Origin of the sequence: Microbacterium neungamense, from assembly GCF_024971095.1 — a bacterium.
GTDB classification, from domain to species: domain Bacteria; phylum Actinomycetota; class Actinomycetes; order Actinomycetales; family Microbacteriaceae; genus Microbacterium; species Microbacterium neungamense.
Genome location: NZ_CP069717.1, coordinates 2,528,452 through 2,546,128 on the forward strand (window position 1 = coordinate 2,528,452; position 17,677 = coordinate 2,546,128).

Consider the following 17,677-nt stretch of genomic DNA (forward strand, 5'->3'; position numbering starts at 1 on the left):
CCAGGCATTCCGCTCAGGATGCCGGGACGAGGATCCCGTCGAGCATGAGGGTGCGGATGCGGGGCTCGAGATCCGCCCACAGTTCGGGCAGCGGCACGTCGAACAGCTCCGCGAGCGCCGCGGCGATCTGCGACACGGTGAGCTCGCCGTCGCACGCTCCGACGAAGGCGGCCAGCGCGGGGTCCACCGGCACCGTGCGCGCGAAGCCGCCGCCCTGGCGCAGCTCGATGACGCTCGGGTCGTCCTCCCCCGGCAGGTGGTGGCGGGCCTCGGTCACGTCCGCCGCGACGTGCAGCACGAACGGGATGCCCGAGGCGAGGAGGTCGTGAGCGGCGAGGCCGTCGCGAAGCGCCCGTCCGACGCCCGACACCGGCTGGGCGACGTGCTCGAAGCGCCGCAACGGCGCGGCATCCGTCGCGGTGGGGCGGCGAAGGAGGATGTAGCCGAAGCCGACCGCGGTGACGCCGCGCTCGGCGAAGTCGTCCAGCCAGGCGGTGAGCAGGGTGACGAAACCCGGGTCGCGCGGCAGCATGCCGCCGTCGCGGATCCAGAGCTCGGCGTACGCCAGCGGCGACAGCTCCTCGCGCTCGACCACCCAGGCGTCCAGATCGTCGGCGACCCAGGTCGCGACGCGGTTCAGCCCGGACGCGGCGCCCGCCGAAGCGTCGATCGTCCTCGAAGCCCCCTCCGCACGCGACTCCCAGTTGCCGAGCAGCTGCGCGATGCCGCCGGGAGCCAGGTGCGCGGGCACCTCGCGGACGAACCGCTCGACGAGGGCGTCCCCGACGAGCCCGCCGTCGCGGTACTCGTAGTTCGGCACGCCGGATGCCCGCGGCGTGATCACGAACGGCGGATTCGACACGACGAGGTCGAACGCCTCCCCGGCCACCGGCTCGAACATGCTGCCGTGCCGGAACTCGATGTTCCGCACCCCGTTCAGCTGCGCGTTGAACGCGGCGTATGCGAGAGCGCGCTCGGAGACGTCGGTCGCCACCACCGTGCCGGCACGCCGGGAGACGAGGAGGGCCTGGATGCCGCATCCGGTGCCGAGATCGAGGGCGCGATCCACTGTGATCGGCACGAGGATCTCGGCGAGCGTGCGCGAGGCGCCGCCGACGCCGAGGACGTGGTCCGCCGGCAGCGCACACCCCAGCGCGACCTCGTCGAGATCGCTCGCGACCCACCATTCGCCCACGCCGTCGGCGTCCACGAAAGACTGCGGCCGGATCACCGCCAGTGGCACCACCTTCGCGCCGTCGATGCGCGCCAGACCCAGGGCGGTGAGCCCGTCGACGCCCAGCCGCTGCAGGGCGCGCTCCACCGCGGCGAGCGGTTGCGGCATGCCGAGCACGAACAGCCGACCCAGGGTCGGCAGCGGATCGTCGCGCAGCGCCAGCGCCCGCAGGATCGGCTCGCGCAGTCCGCGGGCGAGCGCGTCGTCGGCCTCCGCGCCCCACAGTCGGCGAAGCGGATCGGAGCGGAAGTCGCACGCGTCGAGATCGGCGGCGAGCGCGAGGGCGAGCCGTTCGTCGGGGCGGGGCTGAGCACGGTCCGGCACGGCCGTCACTCTACGCGCCTTCAGGGTTTCGAGGGGCGTGCCGCCTAGAATCGGGACCGTCGACACTCACCTCCCCGGGGTGTTCGAGGAAGATCCTATGACCGCGACCATCCCCCGATCCGGCCTGCGCACGCGCGCGCAGCGGCTGCTGAGCCGCCTCGCGGCGGTGCTTGTCGTCGGCGGGATCGTGTTCGGCGGCACCCCGGCGGTCGCCGCGACCGAGGAGGACGAGACCGCGGATGCTGCGACGGCGCAGATGCACCTGAACGCCGGCACCACGGTCACCGCCGGAGCGCCGCTGCTCGCCACGGTCACGCTCGAGACGCCGGCCGGCACGACGCTCAGCGCGGGCAGCATCCGGCTCGAGATCTCCCGCACCCCGCTCGCCGATGGCGCCGCCCTCGACGCCTGGCTCGACGAAGGGTCGACGGATGCCCGGCTCGACGCCGTCGCCGACCAGCCGACCGCCGCGGTGGCGGAGGGGTCGACCTCGTCCTCGAGCATCGTGGTGTCGACGGCCGACCTCGGCCTCAGCGCACCCGGCGTGTACCCGGTGCGCGCGACGCTCACCGGGTCGACGGCCGACGGCGAGGGCGATCCCATGCCCGCGGAGCTGACCGCCACCACGGTCGTCACCGTGCCTCCGGCCGCCGCGCCCGCCGTTGCGGTGATGGTGCCGATCACGGCCACGCCCGAGGACGGCTCGCTGCTCACCGCGGACGAGGTCGCCGAGCTCACCGAGCCGGAGGGCGCGCTGACCCAGCAGCTGGACGCGGTGAGCGGCACGAGCGCCGTCATCGCGGTGGACCCGGCGATCGCGGCATCCGTCCGTCGGCTCGGCACGCGCGCACCGGCGTCGGCCGTCGACTGGCTGGCCCGGCTGGAGGCCCTGCCGAACGAGACGTTCACGCTGCTCTTCGCCGATGCGGATGCCACGGTGCAGGCGCAGACCGGCCGGCCCGCGCTCCTCGAGCCCGGCGACCTCACGGCGCTGCTCGACCCCGCCGACTTCGCCTCCGCATCGCCGACCCCGACGCCGTCGCCCTCCGCGACGCCGGGGACGGATGCCGACGACCCGGCGCTGCCGGACGCCGCCGAGCTCACCGCCATCCGCGGCGCGGACCCCGGCATCCTGTGGCCCACGGCCGACGTGACCGACGGCGATCTGGCCGCCTTCGGCGCGTACCTCGGCGACCAGGTCGCCACGGTGCTGCCGTCCACGTCCGTGGACGGGTATGCGGGCGGGCACGCCGCGGTGGGCGCGCGCGAGCTGCTGGTGACGGATGCCCGGGCCTCGGCCCGGCTCTCCGCCGCGGTGGAGGAGACGGAGGATGCCGTGCGCGACCGCGATCTGGCCGCCGCCGCCGGGCATCTCTTCTTCGCCTCCGGTTCCGGGGCACCGGTGCTGGTCGGCCTCGACCGCTCCGAGACCCGCACCGCGGAGGCGCTGCGCGCCGCGCTCACCAGCATCGCCACCCCCGGTGCCGGCCTGGCCGCGGTCCGCTCCGCCGCGCCGGCCGCGGTCACGCTCACGGGTGAGCCGGATGCCGAGCGGCAGGCCGCCCTGACCGCACTGCTCGAGGACGAGCAGAAGCTGGTCCCGTTCTCCTCCGTGCTCGAGGAGCCGGAGCTGATGCTGGTGCCGGAGCGCATCCGGATCCTGCGTCTCACCGGCGTGGGCCCGACCGACGAGGAGCTCGCCGTCGCGCTGCAGACGCACCGCGAGTCCACCCGTGCGACGCTGGGCGCGGTGAGCATTCAGAAGCCGTCCGCGATCCAGCTGTTCACCGCGGCGGCGCCGCTGCCGGTGTGGGTGCGCAACGACCTGCCCTGGCCGGTGCGGGTGACGCTCACCACGCAGCCCAGCGACCCGCGGCTGAAGGTGCAGCGCACCACCGAGGTGAAGGCCCTCGCCGCCAGCAACACGCGGGTGACCGTGCCGGTGGAGGCCCGGGTCGCCAGCGGAGAGCTGCGGGTGGAGTTCCGCCTGCACAGCCCGACCGGGGTGCCGATCGACGTGCCGCAGTCCGCGCGGGTGACGCTGCGGGCCGACTGGGAGGGCATCGGCCTGGTCGTCCTCGGCGGCATCATCGTGGTGCTGCTCGGCCTGGGCGTGCTCCGCACCGTGCTGCGCAAGCGCCGGGAGGCGCGGCAGGCGGAGGAACCGGCACCCGGGAACCCGCCGGGAACCTGACGTCACCCGCCCGGTCGCGGGAATGCCCCGCCGTTACCATGGGTTGAAGCCGTTACCATGGGTTGAAGCGGGCGATGCGGGGAGCGCCCCGTGACAAGGAGAGCACATGCGTCAGGTCATCATCATCGGCTCCGGCCCCGCGGGATTCACGGCGGCCATCTACGCCGCACGCGCGAACCTGAAGCCGCTGCTCATCGCCAGCTCGGTCGAGGTCGGCGGTGAGCTGATGAACACCACCGAGGTGGAGAACTTCCCCGGCTTCCCGGAGGGCATCCAGGGCCCGGAGCTGATGGCCAAGATGCAGGAGCAGGCCGAGAGGTTCGGCACCGAGGTCGTCTACGACGACGTCACCGAGCTCGAGGTCGCCGGCCCGGTGAAGAAGGTCACGCTCGGCAGCGGCACCGTGCACGAAGCCCGCACCCTCATCTACGCGACCGGCTCGGCCTACCGCAAGCTCGGCGTGGAGGGCGAGGAGCGGCTGTCCGGCTACGGCGTGTCGTGGTGCGCGACCTGCGACGGCTTCTTCTTCCGTGAGAAGACGATCGCTGTCGTCGGCGGCGGCGACTCCGCGATGGAGGAGGCGACCTTCCTCACCCGATTCGCCTCGAAGGTGTACGTCATCCACCGCAAGGACACCCTACGCGCCTCGAAGATCATGCAGGAGCGCGCCTTCGCGAACGAGAAGATCGAGTTCATCTGGAACGCGGAGGTGCAGGAGGTCCTCGGCGACACCGCGGTGACCGGCGTGCGGCTGCGCTCCACGGTCGACGGATCGCTGCGCGAACTGCCGCTGGACGGCCTGTTCGTCGCGATCGGCAACGACCCGCGCACGCATCTCGTGCACGACAAGCTCGAGCTGACGCCCGAGGGCACGATCCGGGTGGACGGCCGCTCCTCGCGCACGTCCGTGCCGGGTGTGTTCGCCGCCGGCGACGTCATCGACCCCACCTACCGCCAGGCCGTCACGGCCGCCGGCTCAGGCACGGTCGCCGCCTTGGACGCCGAGCACTTCCTCGCCGACCTGGAGGACTCATCCGTCGAGGTCCCGGCCGCCGAGGCCGCGGAGATCATCACCGCCTGACCCGCGGGGAACACATCCCGCCCGACGGCTGTTGTAGCAGGCGTCAACCGATACCGAGCAAGGAGATTCCATGACCGCCAAGGCAACGAGCCAGGCCACCTGGGAGCAGGACGTGCTCCAGGCCGAGGGACCCGTGCTGGTCGACTTCTGGGCGGCGTGGTGCGGACCGTGCCGCATGGTCGCGCCGGTGCTGGATGAGATCCAGGCCGAGAACCCCGACAAGATCACCATCCTCAAGCTCAACGTGGACGAGAACCCCGAGCTGGCGATGAAGTACCAGATCACCTCGATCCCCGCCATGAAGGTGTTCCAGGGCGGCGAGGTCAAGACCACGATCATCGGCGCCAAGCCGAAGTTCGCCCTCGAGCAGGACCTCGCGGACTTCCTCCGCTGACCCGGCCTTCCGGTCGTTGAGCGAACCCGCCGCGGGCGGGTGAGACGAAACGCCCTTCCGAAGCCCGTCGCCCCTCCCGGCGGCGGGCTTCGTCGCGTCGGGATGCCGTCAGCCCAGCATCCGCCAGACCGTGGGGGTCAGCTCCGGGTACTCCAGGGCGATGCGGCGCAGGATGCCGTCGTTCCAGCCGCGATCGCGCACGTTCCCGCCCCGGGCCGCGACGACGTCCGCGCGCAGCAGCAGCACGACGAGCTCGTCGACCGAGGGGATCTCGGACATGAAGTCCCACGGGTCCTGCCCGTGCCGCAGCCGCTCGTGCACCAGCACGGCGCGCTCGTCGCCGGCCTCGGCGCGGAGCACCTCCAGGCTGGCGCGGCGGGGGAACGGGGTCACCGTTCCAGCCTAAGCGCGACCGCGGACACGAGGGCCGCGGAGGCAGGGGCGATCACCGCCGCTCGGCCACCGGCACGGCGGCGACGGATGCCCGCTCGATGAACCGCGTCTCCAGCGTGTGCAGACCGCCGGGTGCCGCCTCGCCGTCGATCGCCGCGAACAGCACTTCGGCCGCGCGGGTCCCGAGCGCCAGCATCGGCTGCTCGATCATCGTCAGCGGCGGCTCCATCACGGCCGCCCAGGAGCTGTCGTCGAACCCGATCAGCGAGACGTCCGCGGCCACCCGCAGCCCCGCCTCGCGCAGCGCGCGCAGCGAGCCGGTCATCGCGTCGGTCTCCGTGCAGAACAGCGCCGTCGGCGGGTCGGGCAGCGCCAGCATCCGCGCCACCTCGTCGCGGGCGTGCTCCTCGGTCTTGGCGCCGACCATGACGAGATCGGCGTCGTACAGGATGCCGGCGTCGTCCAGCGCGTCCAGGTACCCCTGCAGACGCTCGCCGTCCGTCCACAGGTTGCGCGCCGCAAGCTCGACCATCTCGCGACGGCGGCGCGGAAGCTCGTCGACCGGCGGACCCCAGACGAACCCGATGCGGCGGTGCCCGGCGTCGATCAGCCGCTCGACCGCGCTCCGCGCCGCGGCGCGGTTGTCGATCACGACGGCGTCGACGTCCAGCCCCGGCACGGCGCGGTCGACGAGCACCACGGGGATCCCGTGCCCACGGGCCTGCTCGAGGTGGTCGGCGGATGCCGCGTCGAGAGCGGTCGACGCCACGATGATCCCGTCCACGCGCTTGTCGATGAGCACGTTCGTCGCCGCGACCTCCTCCGCCAGCTCCTCGTAGGTGCTGATCACCAGCGTGTCGAAGCCGCGCGCCCGCGCCGCGTCAGAGATGCCCCGCACCACGCCGCCGAAGAACGGGTTGGCGATGTCGGCGACGATGACGCCGATGGTGTGGCTGACCCCGGTCGACATGCTCCGCGCGAGCGCGTTGGCCCGGTAGCCGATCCGCTCGGCCGCCGCCAGTACGCGCTCCCTGACCTCCGGGCTGACGTAGCCGTATCCGCCGAGGGTGCGCGCCGCCGTGGAGCGGCCGACGCCGGCCTCGGCGGCGACCTCCGAGATGGCTGCCGATGTGCAAGCCGATCATCATCTCGACGATCATCCTGCACCTGCTCTTCGCGTGGAACGAGTACCTGTTCGCCATGGTGTTCACCAGCGGCACGGAGGTGCAGACCCTCCCCGTTGGTCTCACCAGCCTGATGAGTAAGCACGGCACGGACTATCCGGTCGTGTTCGCGGGCATGGTGGTCGCGGCACTGCCGGTGATCGTGCTGTTCTTCGCCAGCCAGCGGTACTTCATCAAGGGCCTGTCGGAGGGCATCGGGAAATGACCGCGCCGCTCATCGACCGGATCACCGGGTCGAACTTCTCCTACCAGCACCTGCCGCTGGAGCGCTGCTTCGACGACATGGCAGCCCTGGGGCGCTCGCAGGTGGAGCTGTGGGGTGTCGCCCCGCACGCGCACGTGCCGTGGCTCACGGATGCCGAGGCCCGCCGCATCCGTGACGCCGCCGAGGCGCGCGGCATGCGCATCGCCTGCTTCACCCCGGAGCAGGTCGCCTACCCGGTGAACATCGCCTCGCCGTCGCCGCGGCTGCGCGCCGAGAGCGTGGCGATGTTCCGGCGCGCGGCCGAGATCGCGGTGCAGCTCGGCGCCGGCATGCTGTTCCTCACCGCCGGTCGCGGCGGGGAGGACGAGGAGACGGATGCCGGATGGGCGCGCGCCGCCGGGGCGCTGCGCGAGATCGCCGAACATGCTGGCGCGCTCGGGCTCGAGTGCGTGCTCGAGCCGCTGCAGCGGGTGGAGTCGAACCTGGTGAACACGGCCGCCGATGCCGCGCGGATGCTGGCCGACGTCGGCGCCGGGAACCTGGGCGTGGCCCTGGACACCGTGGCCGCCGCCGTCGCGGGCGACAGCGTGGACGACTACTTCGCGCAGCTCGGCGACCGGGTGCGGCACGTGCACCTCATCGACGGCGCGCCCGCCGGGCACCTCGCGTGGGGGGACGGCGAGCTGCCGCTGGACGGGATCGTCGCGGCGCTGGAGCGCCACGGGTATGCCGGGCTCGCGACCATCGAGCTGTTCGGCGACGGCGGGTACGCCCTGGACCCGAGGCCGGCGGTCGAACGGTCCCTCGCCGCGGTCGCGGAGGCGTCGGGCCGGGGCTGAGGGGCGGCTGACCGACGGGCTGACGTTCGGGCTGAGGGCCGGGGCTGAGCGCGGGGCATCCGCCGCCCATGACCTCCTCAGTGCCGCACCACGACGACGGACTCGGTCATGTCCTCCAGCGACTTGCCCTTGGTCTCGCGGACGAACCTCCACACGAACAGCAGCGACAGCAGCGCGAACGTGGCATACAGGCCGTACGCGAGCCCGAGGGAGAGATCCTTCAGCCCCGGGAAAGACACCGTGATCACCCAGTTGGCCACCCACTGGCCGCCGGCCGCGAGGGAGAGCGCCGCCGCCCGCATCCGGTTGGGGAACATCTCACCGAGGAGCACCCACACGACCGGGCCCCACGACATGCCGAACGCGATCACGAAGAGGTTCGCCGCGACAAGGGCGATCGGACCGGACGCACCCTCGAGCACGGGGGCGCCGTCGACGATCGGCGACGTGCCGAAGATCACCGCCATGGTGGCGAGGGTGACCGTCATGCCGATGGATCCGATGATGAGCAGCGGCTTGCGCCCGAAGCGGTCGACGGTGGCGATCGCGATGAGGGTGGTGAGGATGTTGATGGTCGCGCTGATCACCGTGATCACGAACGCCTGCGACTCGTCGAAGCCGACGGCCTCCCAGAGGATGTTGGAGTAGTAGAAGATCACGTTGATCCCGACGAACTGCTGGAAGATCGACAGCAGCAGACCCACCCAGACGATGCCGGCGATGCGGCCGGACGGGGACTTCAGGTCGCGCCAGGACGGGGTCGTCGAACGCTCCATCGTCTCCCGGATGCGGACGATGGTCGTCTCGATCTTCTCCGGTCCGAGCAGTCGGGAGAGCACCTCGCGCGCCTCCTCCACACGATGCGTGGCGACGAGGTAGCGCGGCGACTCGGGGATGGTGAGGGCCAGCCCGCCGTAGATCACCGCCGGGACGGCCATCGCCAGGAACATCCACTGCCACGCGTCCAGCCCGAACCAGAACGGCTCGCTGGATCCGCCGGCCGCCAGCGCGAACAGGAAGTCGACGAGCAGGGAGATGAAGATGCCGGTGACGATCGCGAGCTGCTGCAGGGATGCCAGGCGGCCGCGGATGCGGGCCGGGGCGATCTCGGCGATGTAGGCGGGGGCGATGACGGATGCCATGCCGACGCCGAGCCCGCCGATGACGCGTCCGACGACGAGGATCCACAGCTCCGGGGCGAGCCCGGTCACCAGCGCGGAGACGAGGAACAGGACGGCGGCCACCTTCATCACGGCCAGGCGGCCCATCCTGTCCGCGAGCCGCCCCGCGATCACGGCGCCGACCGCCGCGCCGAGGAGGGCGGACGCCACCGCGAAACCGAGCGAGACCGGGTCGGCCTGGAACTCCCGCTCCACCGCCGCCACCGCGCCGTTGATCACCGCACTGTCGTATCCGAAGAGGAATCCGCCGAGGGCCGCGACGATCGCGATGCGGACGACCCCCGCCTTACGGCCGTCGTCGGCCTCGTCGTCGTAGACCGGCTCCTCGAGGGGAGCTCCGCCGTGTGCCGCCATGGTGCGCCTCCGTTCGTGCACGGACACCGGTGGCCCCGGCGTCGCTGCCGTGTCCTCCGATCACACACCCACGGATGCGGCGGAGGCAAGGGAAATGCCCGATTGTGACGATCCGGGAGTCTCGCCGGGACACGTCCGTGATGCTCCTATGGATGTCAAGTGGTGAGGGCGGTGTAGATCTCGCGGGCGATGAGGCGTTTGAGGCAGCGGATGATGTCCTTCTTCGAGAGGCCCTCGGTGGTGCGTCGGGCGGCGTAAGCGCGGGTTCTGGGATCCCAGCGGAGCCGGCAGAGCACGATGCGGTAGAGCGCGGCGTTCGCGTGGCGGTCGCCGCCGCGGTTGAGGCGGTGTCGGTGGGTTTTGCCTGATGAGGCGGGGATGGGCGCGACGCCGCAGAGCATCGCGAATGCGGCTTCGGAACGGAGCCGGCCGGGGTTCTCGCCAGCGGTGACGAGCAGTTGCCCGGCGACATCGGCGCCGACCCCGTTGAGGGCGAGCAGCCGCGGGTTGATGTCCGCGACGAGAGGGTCGATGAGTGCGTCGAGTTCGGCGATCTCGGCGGTCAGCGACTGGTGGCGGCGTGCGAGAGCGCGCAGCGCGATCTTCGATGCCTGCTCGGGTTCGTCGGCGCGTGTGGTGTCGGGACGTGCAGCGGCACATACCTCGATCAGCTCCCGGTCTGACAGCCCCCGCAACCGTTCGCGGAGCGCGTCGGGTGCGGTGACGATGATCGCCTTCATCCGGCGTTGACAGTCGGCGCGCTGGGTCACGGCGCTGCGCCTGGCGATCCGCAGATTGCGGAGCGCTTCCACCTTCCCTGCTCGGTCCTTCGGGATCCCCGATCGTGTGCCTGCCAACGCTGCCCGGGCGGCAGCTTCCGCGTCCAGCGGGTCGGACTTACCGGCAAAGCGCCGCGACTTCCGGTCCGGTCGGTCCACTTCCCGCAGCTCGACACCCGCAGCGCGCAGGTGACGGGCAAGACCGGCACCGTATGCGCCGGTGCCCTCGATCCCCGCGATCACGAGCACACCGAACGCACACGCCCAACTCAGCAACGCGGCATAACCGGAACGATTCGCGGGGAACTGCGCGCTCCCGAGCAGCTGGCCGGTGGTGTCGATGACCGCCGCGGTGTGGGAATCGCCATGCGTGTCGATACCCGCCACGATCATGACCTGGTCCTGCTGCTCTTCTCGTGCGATGGTGGTCATCGCCGTCCCTTCCTCTCAACTCTCCGATCGGACGGCACGCACCATCCGAGAGCGAGCGGACAAGACAGTGATGGGTGCCTGCTGGCACAGGCTCCTATGAGGTCACAACCCTCGCACGGTGAGTGCATGGCAGCCCCGCAGCGATCGAACGACAGATCGCGTTCAAGACCCGTAGTCAGTCAGTCGCTGAGTCAGGACAACCGCTGCGGGGCTCCCACCACCATCATCACTGTCAGTCGCGGCGGGCGGGACTCAGGATGCGCCGTAGCCGTCCTCGCCCAGCTCGGAGAGAATGCGGTTGAGATCCTGGATCGACGCGAAATCGATCTTGAGCTGGCCTTTTCGTGCACCGATGGTGATCTGCACACGGGTGTTGAGCCGGTCGCCGAGGCGGTTCGAGACCTCGTCGAGGTAGGCGCGGCGGGCTCCGGGCTGGGGGCGCGGGGTCGACCCGGGTGCGGCGGGGAGGGCCTTGGCGGCCTGCTCGGCGGCGCGGACGGAGAGGTCCTCGTTCACGATCTTGTCCGCCAGGCGCTGCATCTGCTCGGGGTCCTCCACCGAGAGGATGGCGCGCGCGTGCCCAGCGGAGAGGACTCCGGCGGCGACGCGCTGCTGCACGGGGACGGGCAGCTTGAGCAGGCGGATGGTGTTGCTGATCTGCGGGCGGGAGCGGCCGATGCGGGTGGCGAGCTCCTCCTGGGTGATGCCGAAGTCCTCGAGGAGCTGCTGGTAGGCGGATGCCTCTTCGAGGGGGTTCAGCTGCGAGCGGTGCAGGTTCTCCAGCAGGGCGTCGCGGAGCAGGTCCTCGTCAGCGGTCTCGCGGAGGATCGCGGGGATGGAGTCGAGGCCGGCCTCGCGGGCGGCGCGGGTGCGCCGCTCCCCCATGATGAGTTCGTAGGCGCCGTCCGCGTTGCGACGCACCACGACGGGCTGCAGCACGCCGAACTCGCGGACGCTGTGCACGAGCTCGGACAGGTCGTCCGGATCGAAGTGGGTGCGCGGCTGCCGAGGGTTGGGCACGATCTCGTGCGGGTCGACGTGGATGAGGCGGACGCCGGGGACGGCCGCGAGCTCGGCATCCGACTCCGTGACAGCGGGAGCGGCGTCCTCGGCGACCTTCGTGGCCTCCGCCGCCTTGGCGCGCGGTGCCCCGGGGAAGAAGACATCGACGGGACGTTCCGCCTGGTCAGCCGTGGGAATGAGTGCCCCGATCCCCCGTCCGAGTCCTGTTCGCTTCGCCATCATCGCTCCTTCTTCTGCAGGCCGGCGGCCTGCGATGTCTGCTGTTCCGCCATGCCGCGGCGGGCGATCTCGACGGCGGCCTCGCGGTAGGCGACGGCGCCGGCGGATGAGTTGTCGTACGCGATCACCGTCTGCCCGAAGCTCGGCGCCTCGGAGACGCGGACGGACCGCGGGATGACCGTGTGGAGGGTCTGCTCCGGGAAGTGGCTGCGCACCTCGTCGGCGACCTGCTGTGCGAGGCGGGTGCGGGCGTCGAACATGGTCAGCAGGATGGTCGAGAGGTGCAGCTCGGGGTTGAGGTGCTTCTGGATCATCTGGATGCTGCCGAGGAGCTGGCTCAGTCCCTCCAGCGCGTAGTACTCGCACTGGATAGGGATGAGCACCTCGGATGCCGCGGTGAACGCGTTGATCGTGAGCAGGCCGAGCGACGGCGGACAGTCGATGATCACGATGTCCATCGGATGCTCGCGCAGGTAGGTCTCGAGGGCGCGGCGGAGCCGGAACTCGCGCGCCACCTGGGACACCAACTCGATCTCGGCGCCGGCGAGGTGGATCGTGCTGGGGGCGCAGAAGAGCGTGTCGCCCTCGGGGCTCTGCTGGACGATGTCGGCGAAGGGGGCGTCGTCGATGAGGACGTCGTAGACCGAAGGGGTGTCGGCGGTGTGGGTGACACCAAGAGCGGTGGAGGCGTTGCCCTGCGGGTCGAGGTCCACGACGAGCACTCGCCCGCCGAGTTGGGCCAGAGCGGAGGCCAGATTTACGGCGGTCGTGGTCTTGCCGACGCCGCCCTTCTGGTTCGACACGGTGAGGATCCGCGTGTCGCCGTCGAAGTCGACGGTGATGTTCTGGAGCGCCCGGCGTCGAGCGGAGAGGTCGGCGAGTTCGCGTGCGAGGGGGGTGTCCATCCCGAAGTCGTCGTTCGGCGATGCCTTGTCGGGTTGTTTCACGTGAAACATCCACTCCTTCCGGGACCGCCTCCCACTCTAACCCGTCCCGTACCGCCCGTTGAGCGAGGAGCGCAGCGACGAGACGAAACGCCCTGCCCCCCGGTCGTTGAGCGAGGAGCGCAGCGACGAGACGAAACGCCCTGCCCCCCGGTCGTTGAGCGAGGAGCGCAGCGACGAGACGAAACGCCCTACCCCACCCCCGGTCGTTGAGCGAGGACGCCCCCAGGGCGCCCGAGACGAAACGCCCCTTCCGACGTTGCATCGTCCACCACAGATCCGCCGTTTCACGTGAAACGCCGCACATCCCGGCAACCCCTGTGGAACACCCGCTCCCCCCGGACCCCGCCTCCCTATCGTTGCGGCATGGTCGGATACACCTACATCCTCCGCTGCGCCGACGGTACCTTCTATGTCGGCAGCACGAACGATCCCTGGCGTCGTATCGAGACGCATGCCCAGGGCCTGGGCAGCGCCTACACCGCGAGCCGCCTTCCGGTGGAGCTGGTCTGGTGGGAGGAGTTCGCACGCATCGATGAGGCGTTCCGCTGGGAGAAGCGCATTCAGGGTTGGAGTCACGCCAAGCGCCAGGCATTCATCAACGGCGGCATCGACGCCATCCGCGGCTGGAGCGCTCGCCACCGCCCCGGCCGTTGAGCGAGTCGCGAAGCGACGAGACGAAACGCCCTCGCCCCCGGAGTTGCCCCAGCCCGCAAGGCGACCGAGACGAAACGCCATCCGTCACCCGAACGCGTTTCGTCTCGCTACGCTCGCTCAACGACCGAACTACCCGTCGGCCGTTGAGCGAGGAGCGAAGCGACGAGACGAAACGCCTCCGCCCCCTGGTAGAACGCGTCTCGGCTCGCTGCGCTCGCTCAACGACCGAGAAGGCGACGCCGTTTTACGTGAAACATCCGCCGGGGAGTTCGTTTCGTCTCGCTACGCTCGCTCAACGACCGAACTACCCGTCGGCCGTTGAGCGAGGAGCGAAGCGACGAGACGAAACGCCCTGACCCCGAAGCTGCCCACCATCGGTCGTTGAGCGAGGACGCCCGCAGGGCAACCGAGACGAAACGCCATCCGTCACCGGAACGCGTTTCGTCTCGCTGCGCTCGCTCAACGACCGGAAGGGTCCGTTTCACGTGAAACGTCTACCCAGGGGAACTCGTTTCGTCTCGCTACGCTCGCTCAACGACCGAACTACCCGCCGGTCGTTGAGCGAGGAGCGAAGCGACGAGACGAAACGCCCCCGCCCCGGTAGACCCCGTTTCGACTCGCTGCGCTCGCTCAACGACCGGAAGGGTCCGTTTCACGTGAAACGTCTACCCAGGGGAACTCGTTTCGACTCGCTGCGCTCGCTTAACGACCGGGACAGTCCGTTTCACGTGAAACATCGGGTTTCGGTCAGGCGCGGACTCGGGCGCGGACGACGCGAGTGGTCTCGGTGAGGACGCCTTCGCCGAGAACCTCGATGCGGACGTCAGTCACCTTGTGCTTCTTGAGCACCTTCTGCGCAGCCTCGATCTCGGCCGGCACATTGTGTCCCTTGAGGAGGATCAGTTCGCCCCCGTCTCGGACCAGCGGCGCCGTGATCGGAATGAGCGTCCGCATCGCGCTCACCGCCCGCGCCGTCACGATGTCGAACTCCAGGCCCACGTCCTCAGCGCGTGAGCGCATCACCGTCACATTCTCCAGGCCCAGTGCATCGACCTGCTCATTGAGCCAGGTCACGCGGCGATCCATCGGTTCGATCAGCGTCCAGGTCACGTCCGGCCGTGCGATCGCGAGCACGAGACCGGGAAGACCCGCACCGGAGCCCACATCAGCCACCGAACCGTGGAAGAGCGGTGCGGCGATCGCCGAGTTCAAGACGTGCCGCGTCCAGAGGCGGGGGAGTTCCAGCGGCCCGATCAGGCCGCGGAGCTCACCCTCGGCGGCCAGGGACGCGGTGAAGCGCCGGGCGAGGTCGATACGGTCGCCGAAGAGGGATGCCGCGGCGGAGGGTTCCGGTTCGACGGCGGGGGATTGCTCGTCGGACATGCGGGGATCCTTCCGTGGGGGCTGTCTGGGGTGCGTTTCGTCTCGCTACGCTCGTTCAACGGCCGGGACGGGGCTCACTCAACGACCGGAACCGCGACGGGACCGAGACAGCGAAGCGTCAGCGGCGGGAGATCACCGTGTGGCGATCGGCGCCCTCGCCGTACGACTCCGACATAAGACCGCGCTCGGACACGATGTCGTGCACCAGCTTGCGCTCGTAGCTGGACATCGCCGGGAGGGAAGCCTGCGAGGCGCCCTCGTCCAGTTTCGCCACCGCGGCGTCGACCAGCGCTTCCAGCTGCCGGCGCCGGGCATCCCGCGATCCGCCGATGTCGAGGATCAGCCGGGAGAACGCGCCGGTCTTGTTCTGCACCGCAAGCCGGGTCAGCTCCTGCAGGGCCTGCACCGTCTCAGGGGCCGAGAGAACGCCGAGGCCATCTCCCTCCGCCTCGACGGACACATACGCGCGACCCTGCCGGACGTCCAGCGTCAGATCACCGTCGATGTCGGCGATGTCGAGGAGCTCCTCGATGAAATCCGCCGCGACATCGCCCTCGTGCTCGAGCTGCTCGAGCGTCGACTCGGTCGCCAGGTCCTCGGTGGTCATCCGTTGCCGCCCTTCTTCTTCGCACGCTTCTTGCTCATCGGCTGCTCGCGCTTCGGCGCCTGCGCCTTGGCCCGCTCGGCCTCCTCGAGCTTGCGCTGCTGCTCCGCCTCGTACACCGCGATCGGGACGACTTTGCCCTGGGCGTTGATCGCCTTGCCCTTGCGCGCCAGGCGCTCCTCGCGCGCCTTCGCCGCCTCGGAGCCCGGGGTCGGCATCTCGCGGATGACGAGGAACTGCTGGCCCATGGTCCACAGGTTCGAGATGAACCAGTACACGACCACGCCGAGCGGGAAGAAGATGCCCGAGAAGATGAAGCCCAGGGGCAGCACGTAGAGCATGATCTTCTGCATCTGGTAGGCCTGGCCGGTCTTGGCCTCGGGCGAAAGGTTCTTCGAGATGATCTGCAGCTGCGTGATGAACTGCGACACGATCATCAGCACCACCAGGATGGCGAGGATCGTGATCGCCAGCGTGTTCTGGTTCTCCCACGCGACGCTCAGCGTCTCGTGCAGGGACACGCTGCCGAACAGGCGCGCGTCGTAGAACTCCTGCGTCAGCTCGTTGTTGAGCAGGCCGACACCGCTGAAGTCGGGGTTGTCCCGGATCTTCTGCACGTCGACCAGCACGCTGTAGAGCGAGAAGAAGATCGGCATCTGGATCAGCAGCGGAAGGCAGCTGGAGACAGGCGTCGTTCCGTGCTTCTTGTACAGCGCCATCGTCTCGCGGCTCATCGCCTCGCGAGAGAGCTGATCGCGCTTGCCCTTGTACTTCTCCTGAACTTTTCGCAGCTCAGGAGCGATTTCCATCATCTTGCGCTGGCTCTTGATCTGCTTCACGAACAGCGGGAACACCGCTGCGCGCACCACGATCACCAGTCCGACGATCGCCAGCACCCAGGTGACGCCGGCGGCCCCGGGCAGGCCCATCAGAGTCAGCAGCGCGTGCCACGCGACGAGGATGAGCTCCACGACCCACTTCAGCGGCCACAGGATCAGGCCGAACAGATCGAACCCGCCGCCGGAACTCGGCGCGGGGGTGGAGGTGCTTGCGAGCAGAAGGTCAAGACCCACTGTTCAGTCCTTTCGAGCAGGTACGACGAAGCCCGTCGGCGTCAGGTCGTATCGGAAGTGAGCATGCGGGCGGACATCGTCGATGCCGCCCCTGCTCCATGGGTTGCAGCGCAGAACCCGCCACGCGGAGAGCGCCGCCCCCCGCACGGCGCCGTGCTGCTGAACCGCTCCTACAGCGTACGCGGAACAGGACGGGTAGTAACGACACACGTCCCCGTACAGCGGCGAGATGACGGCGCGGTACGCGACGAGGAAGGCGAGCGCGAGATTGCGGGGGATGAGCGGGATGCTGCGCAGCAGATCCCCCGGGTGCAGGTGCGCCGTGCCGAAGGCGTAGGAGGGCAGGGCGCTCATGACCGCTCCGCGCCCTGCATCCGTCGCAGGCATCGCGCGACATCCGCGCGCAGCTCGGCGAAGTCGGCGGTGGCGGATGCAGGAAGGGCACGGATGACGACATCCGTGCCCTCCGGGACCGTGTCGCGCAGCTCCGCGCAGATCGCCTTGAGGCGTCGGCGGACCGTGTTGCGGACGACGGCGGTTCCCACCTGCTTGCTGATGATGAACCCGAACCGGGGTGCTCGCTGCTCGGCGCCGGCCAGCATGGACGTGACCAGGCGCGCGCCGCCGCATCGCGTTCCGCGTCGGACCACCTGGCGGTAGTCGGTGCCGCGGGTCAGACGATTCGGCCGGGCGAGCACAGGGGGTTACGCCGAGAGTTCGGTGCGGCCCTTCGCGCGGCGGGCCGAGAGGATGGCACGGCCGGCGCGGGTGCGCATGCGGGCGCGGAAGCCGTGCTTCTTGGCGCGACGACGGTTGTTGGGCTGGAAGGTGCGCTTGCTCATGAGGATCACTCCGGAACGTGGGTGTCACCGGGGTCTATCTTCCGGAGACAGGGGAACTGCCCAAATGGGCATAAGTCAACCGATTAAGAGTACGTCCCGCGTCCGCGCAGGGCAAATCCACGCCGGGATGCCGTCGCCTGGCCCGGACGTTTCGCACAGCCATTATCCACATCTGTGGAGACGACGCCGGATGACGACACACCCGCGTCTTTCCCGGGACAGGTTGCCGATCCGGGCGCCGATGACTACCGTGGCATCCGAAGTTATCCACAGGGGGAAGACGGCGTCGCCTGGCGACTCATCCACAGCCGCGCCCCCGTATCCCCGCCCGGAGCGCC

The 17,677-nt window shown here is 70.0% G+C and carries 19 protein-coding genes; 6 read left to right on the forward strand and 13 right to left on the reverse strand.

The window, feature by feature from the left end; all coding sequences use genetic code 11:
• Nucleotides 1–13: 13 nt before the first annotated feature.
• Nucleotides 14–1,567, reverse strand: a complete 1,554-nt coding sequence (locus JSY13_RS12385; RefSeq protein ID WP_259606961.1) for a DUF7059 domain-containing protein — start codon at nt 1,565–1,567, stop codon at nt 14–16.
• Between the two features lie 88 nt (nt 1,568–1,655).
• On the opposite strand from JSY13_RS12385, the gene JSY13_RS12390 reads away from it, so the two are divergent.
• From JSY13_RS12390 to trxA, 3 genes are all read left to right on the forward strand, one after another.
• Nucleotides 1,656–3,752: a DUF6049 family protein gene (locus JSY13_RS12390; RefSeq protein ID WP_259606962.1), complete on the forward strand. Its 2,097-nt coding sequence runs from the start codon at nt 1,656–1,658 to the stop codon at nt 3,750–3,752.
• A 106-nt stretch (nt 3,753–3,858) separates the two neighbouring features.
• Complete coding sequence (gene trxB / locus JSY13_RS12395; RefSeq protein ID WP_259606963.1) at nt 3,859–4,833, forward strand: thioredoxin-disulfide reductase; 975 nt, start codon at nt 3,859–3,861, stop codon at nt 4,831–4,833.
• Between the two features lie 70 nt (nt 4,834–4,903).
• Nucleotides 4,904–5,227: a thioredoxin gene (gene trxA, locus JSY13_RS12400; protein ID WP_259606968.1), complete on the forward strand. Its 324-nt coding sequence runs from the start codon at nt 4,904–4,906 to the stop codon at nt 5,225–5,227.
• A 108-nt stretch (nt 5,228–5,335) separates the two neighbouring features.
• Here the strand turns inward: trxA and JSY13_RS12405 are convergent, their stop codons facing one another.
• Nucleotides 5,336–5,620: a tryptophan synthase subunit alpha gene (locus JSY13_RS12405; protein ID WP_259606970.1), complete on the reverse strand. Its 285-nt coding sequence runs from the start codon at nt 5,618–5,620 to the stop codon at nt 5,336–5,338.
• 52 nt (nt 5,621–5,672) lie between these two features.
• Nucleotides 5,673–6,740, reverse strand: coding sequence for a LacI family DNA-binding transcriptional regulator (locus JSY13_RS12410; protein ID WP_259608215.1), 1,068 nt, complete (start codon nt 6,738–6,740; stop codon nt 5,673–5,675).
• An 8-nt stretch (nt 6,741–6,748) separates the two neighbouring features.
• Between JSY13_RS12410 and JSY13_RS12415 the strand changes: the two genes are divergently transcribed.
• Both JSY13_RS12415 and JSY13_RS12420 read left to right on the forward strand, forming a co-directional pair.
• Nucleotides 6,749–7,009, forward strand: coding sequence for an ABC transporter permease family protein (locus tag JSY13_RS12415; protein ID WP_259606975.1), 261 nt, complete (start codon nt 6,749–6,751; stop codon nt 7,007–7,009).
• Complete coding sequence (locus JSY13_RS12420) at nt 7,006–7,848, forward strand: TIM barrel protein (protein ID WP_259606976.1); 843 nt, start codon at nt 7,006–7,008, stop codon at nt 7,846–7,848. The genes JSY13_RS12415 and JSY13_RS12420 overlap by 4 nt, the downstream gene beginning before the upstream one ends.
• A gap of 77 nt (nt 7,849–7,925) precedes the next feature.
• Here the strand turns inward: JSY13_RS12420 and JSY13_RS12425 are convergent, their stop codons facing one another.
• The 4 genes from JSY13_RS12425 to JSY13_RS12440 form a co-directional block, all read right to left on the reverse strand.
• Entirely contained in the window at nt 7,926–9,383 is a 1,458-nt protein-coding gene (locus tag JSY13_RS12425) for a sugar porter family MFS transporter (RefSeq protein ID WP_259606977.1), read from the reverse strand.
• 155 nt (nt 9,384–9,538) lie between these two features.
• Nucleotides 9,539–10,594 carry an IS110 family RNA-guided transposase gene (locus JSY13_RS12430; RefSeq protein WP_432806419.1) on the reverse strand — a complete coding sequence of 352 codons (1,056 nt, stop codon included), beginning with the start codon at nt 10,592–10,594 and terminating at the stop codon, nt 9,539–9,541.
• A gap of 252 nt (nt 10,595–10,846) precedes the next feature.
• Nucleotides 10,847–11,836: a ParB/RepB/Spo0J family partition protein gene (locus JSY13_RS12435; RefSeq protein WP_259606978.1), complete on the reverse strand. Its 990-nt coding sequence runs from the start codon at nt 11,834–11,836 to the stop codon at nt 10,847–10,849.
• Entirely contained in the window at nt 11,836–12,792 is a 957-nt protein-coding gene (locus JSY13_RS12440) for a ParA family protein (protein ID WP_259606979.1), read from the reverse strand. Before JSY13_RS12440 ends, JSY13_RS12435 begins: the two co-directional genes overlap by 1 nt.
• A 354-nt stretch (nt 12,793–13,146) precedes the next feature.
• On the opposite strand from JSY13_RS12440, the gene JSY13_RS12445 reads away from it, so the two are divergent.
• Nucleotides 13,147–13,437 (forward strand): GIY-YIG nuclease family protein, encoded by a 291-nt coding sequence (locus tag JSY13_RS12445; protein WP_259606980.1) that lies wholly within the window; start codon nt 13,147–13,149, stop codon nt 13,435–13,437.
• Between the two features lie 747 nt (nt 13,438–14,184).
• Here the strand turns inward: JSY13_RS12445 and rsmG are convergent.
• From rsmG to rpmH, 6 genes are all read right to left on the reverse strand, one after another.
• Complete coding sequence (gene rsmG / locus JSY13_RS12450; RefSeq protein WP_259606981.1) at nt 14,185–14,820, reverse strand: 16S rRNA (guanine(527)-N(7))-methyltransferase RsmG; 636 nt, start codon at nt 14,818–14,820, stop codon at nt 14,185–14,187.
• 118 nt (nt 14,821–14,938) lie between these two features.
• Nucleotides 14,939–15,427, reverse strand: coding sequence for a Jag family protein (locus JSY13_RS12455; protein WP_259606982.1), 489 nt, complete (start codon nt 15,425–15,427; stop codon nt 14,939–14,941).
• Complete coding sequence (yidC, locus tag JSY13_RS12460; RefSeq protein WP_259606984.1) at nt 15,424–16,497, reverse strand: membrane protein insertase YidC; 1,074 nt, start codon at nt 16,495–16,497, stop codon at nt 15,424–15,426. Before yidC ends, JSY13_RS12455 begins: the two co-directional genes overlap by 4 nt.
• Nucleotides 16,498–16,500: 3 nt before the next feature.
• Nucleotides 16,501–16,851 (reverse strand): membrane protein insertion efficiency factor YidD, encoded by a 351-nt coding sequence (gene yidD, locus JSY13_RS12465; RefSeq protein WP_259606985.1) that lies wholly within the window; start codon nt 16,849–16,851, stop codon nt 16,501–16,503.
• Complete coding sequence (gene rnpA / locus JSY13_RS12470) at nt 16,848–17,147, reverse strand: ribonuclease P protein component (protein ID WP_432806420.1); 300 nt, start codon at nt 17,145–17,147, stop codon at nt 16,848–16,850. Before rnpA ends, yidD begins: the two co-directional genes overlap by 4 nt.
• Nucleotides 17,148–17,201: 54 nt before the next feature.
• The gene (gene rpmH / locus JSY13_RS12475; RefSeq protein ID WP_022879826.1) at nt 17,202–17,339 is read right to left on the reverse strand and encodes a 50S ribosomal protein L34; all 138 of its coding nucleotides are present in this window, start codon (nt 17,337–17,339) and stop codon (nt 17,202–17,204) included.
• Nucleotides 17,340–17,677 lie beyond the last annotated feature (338 nt).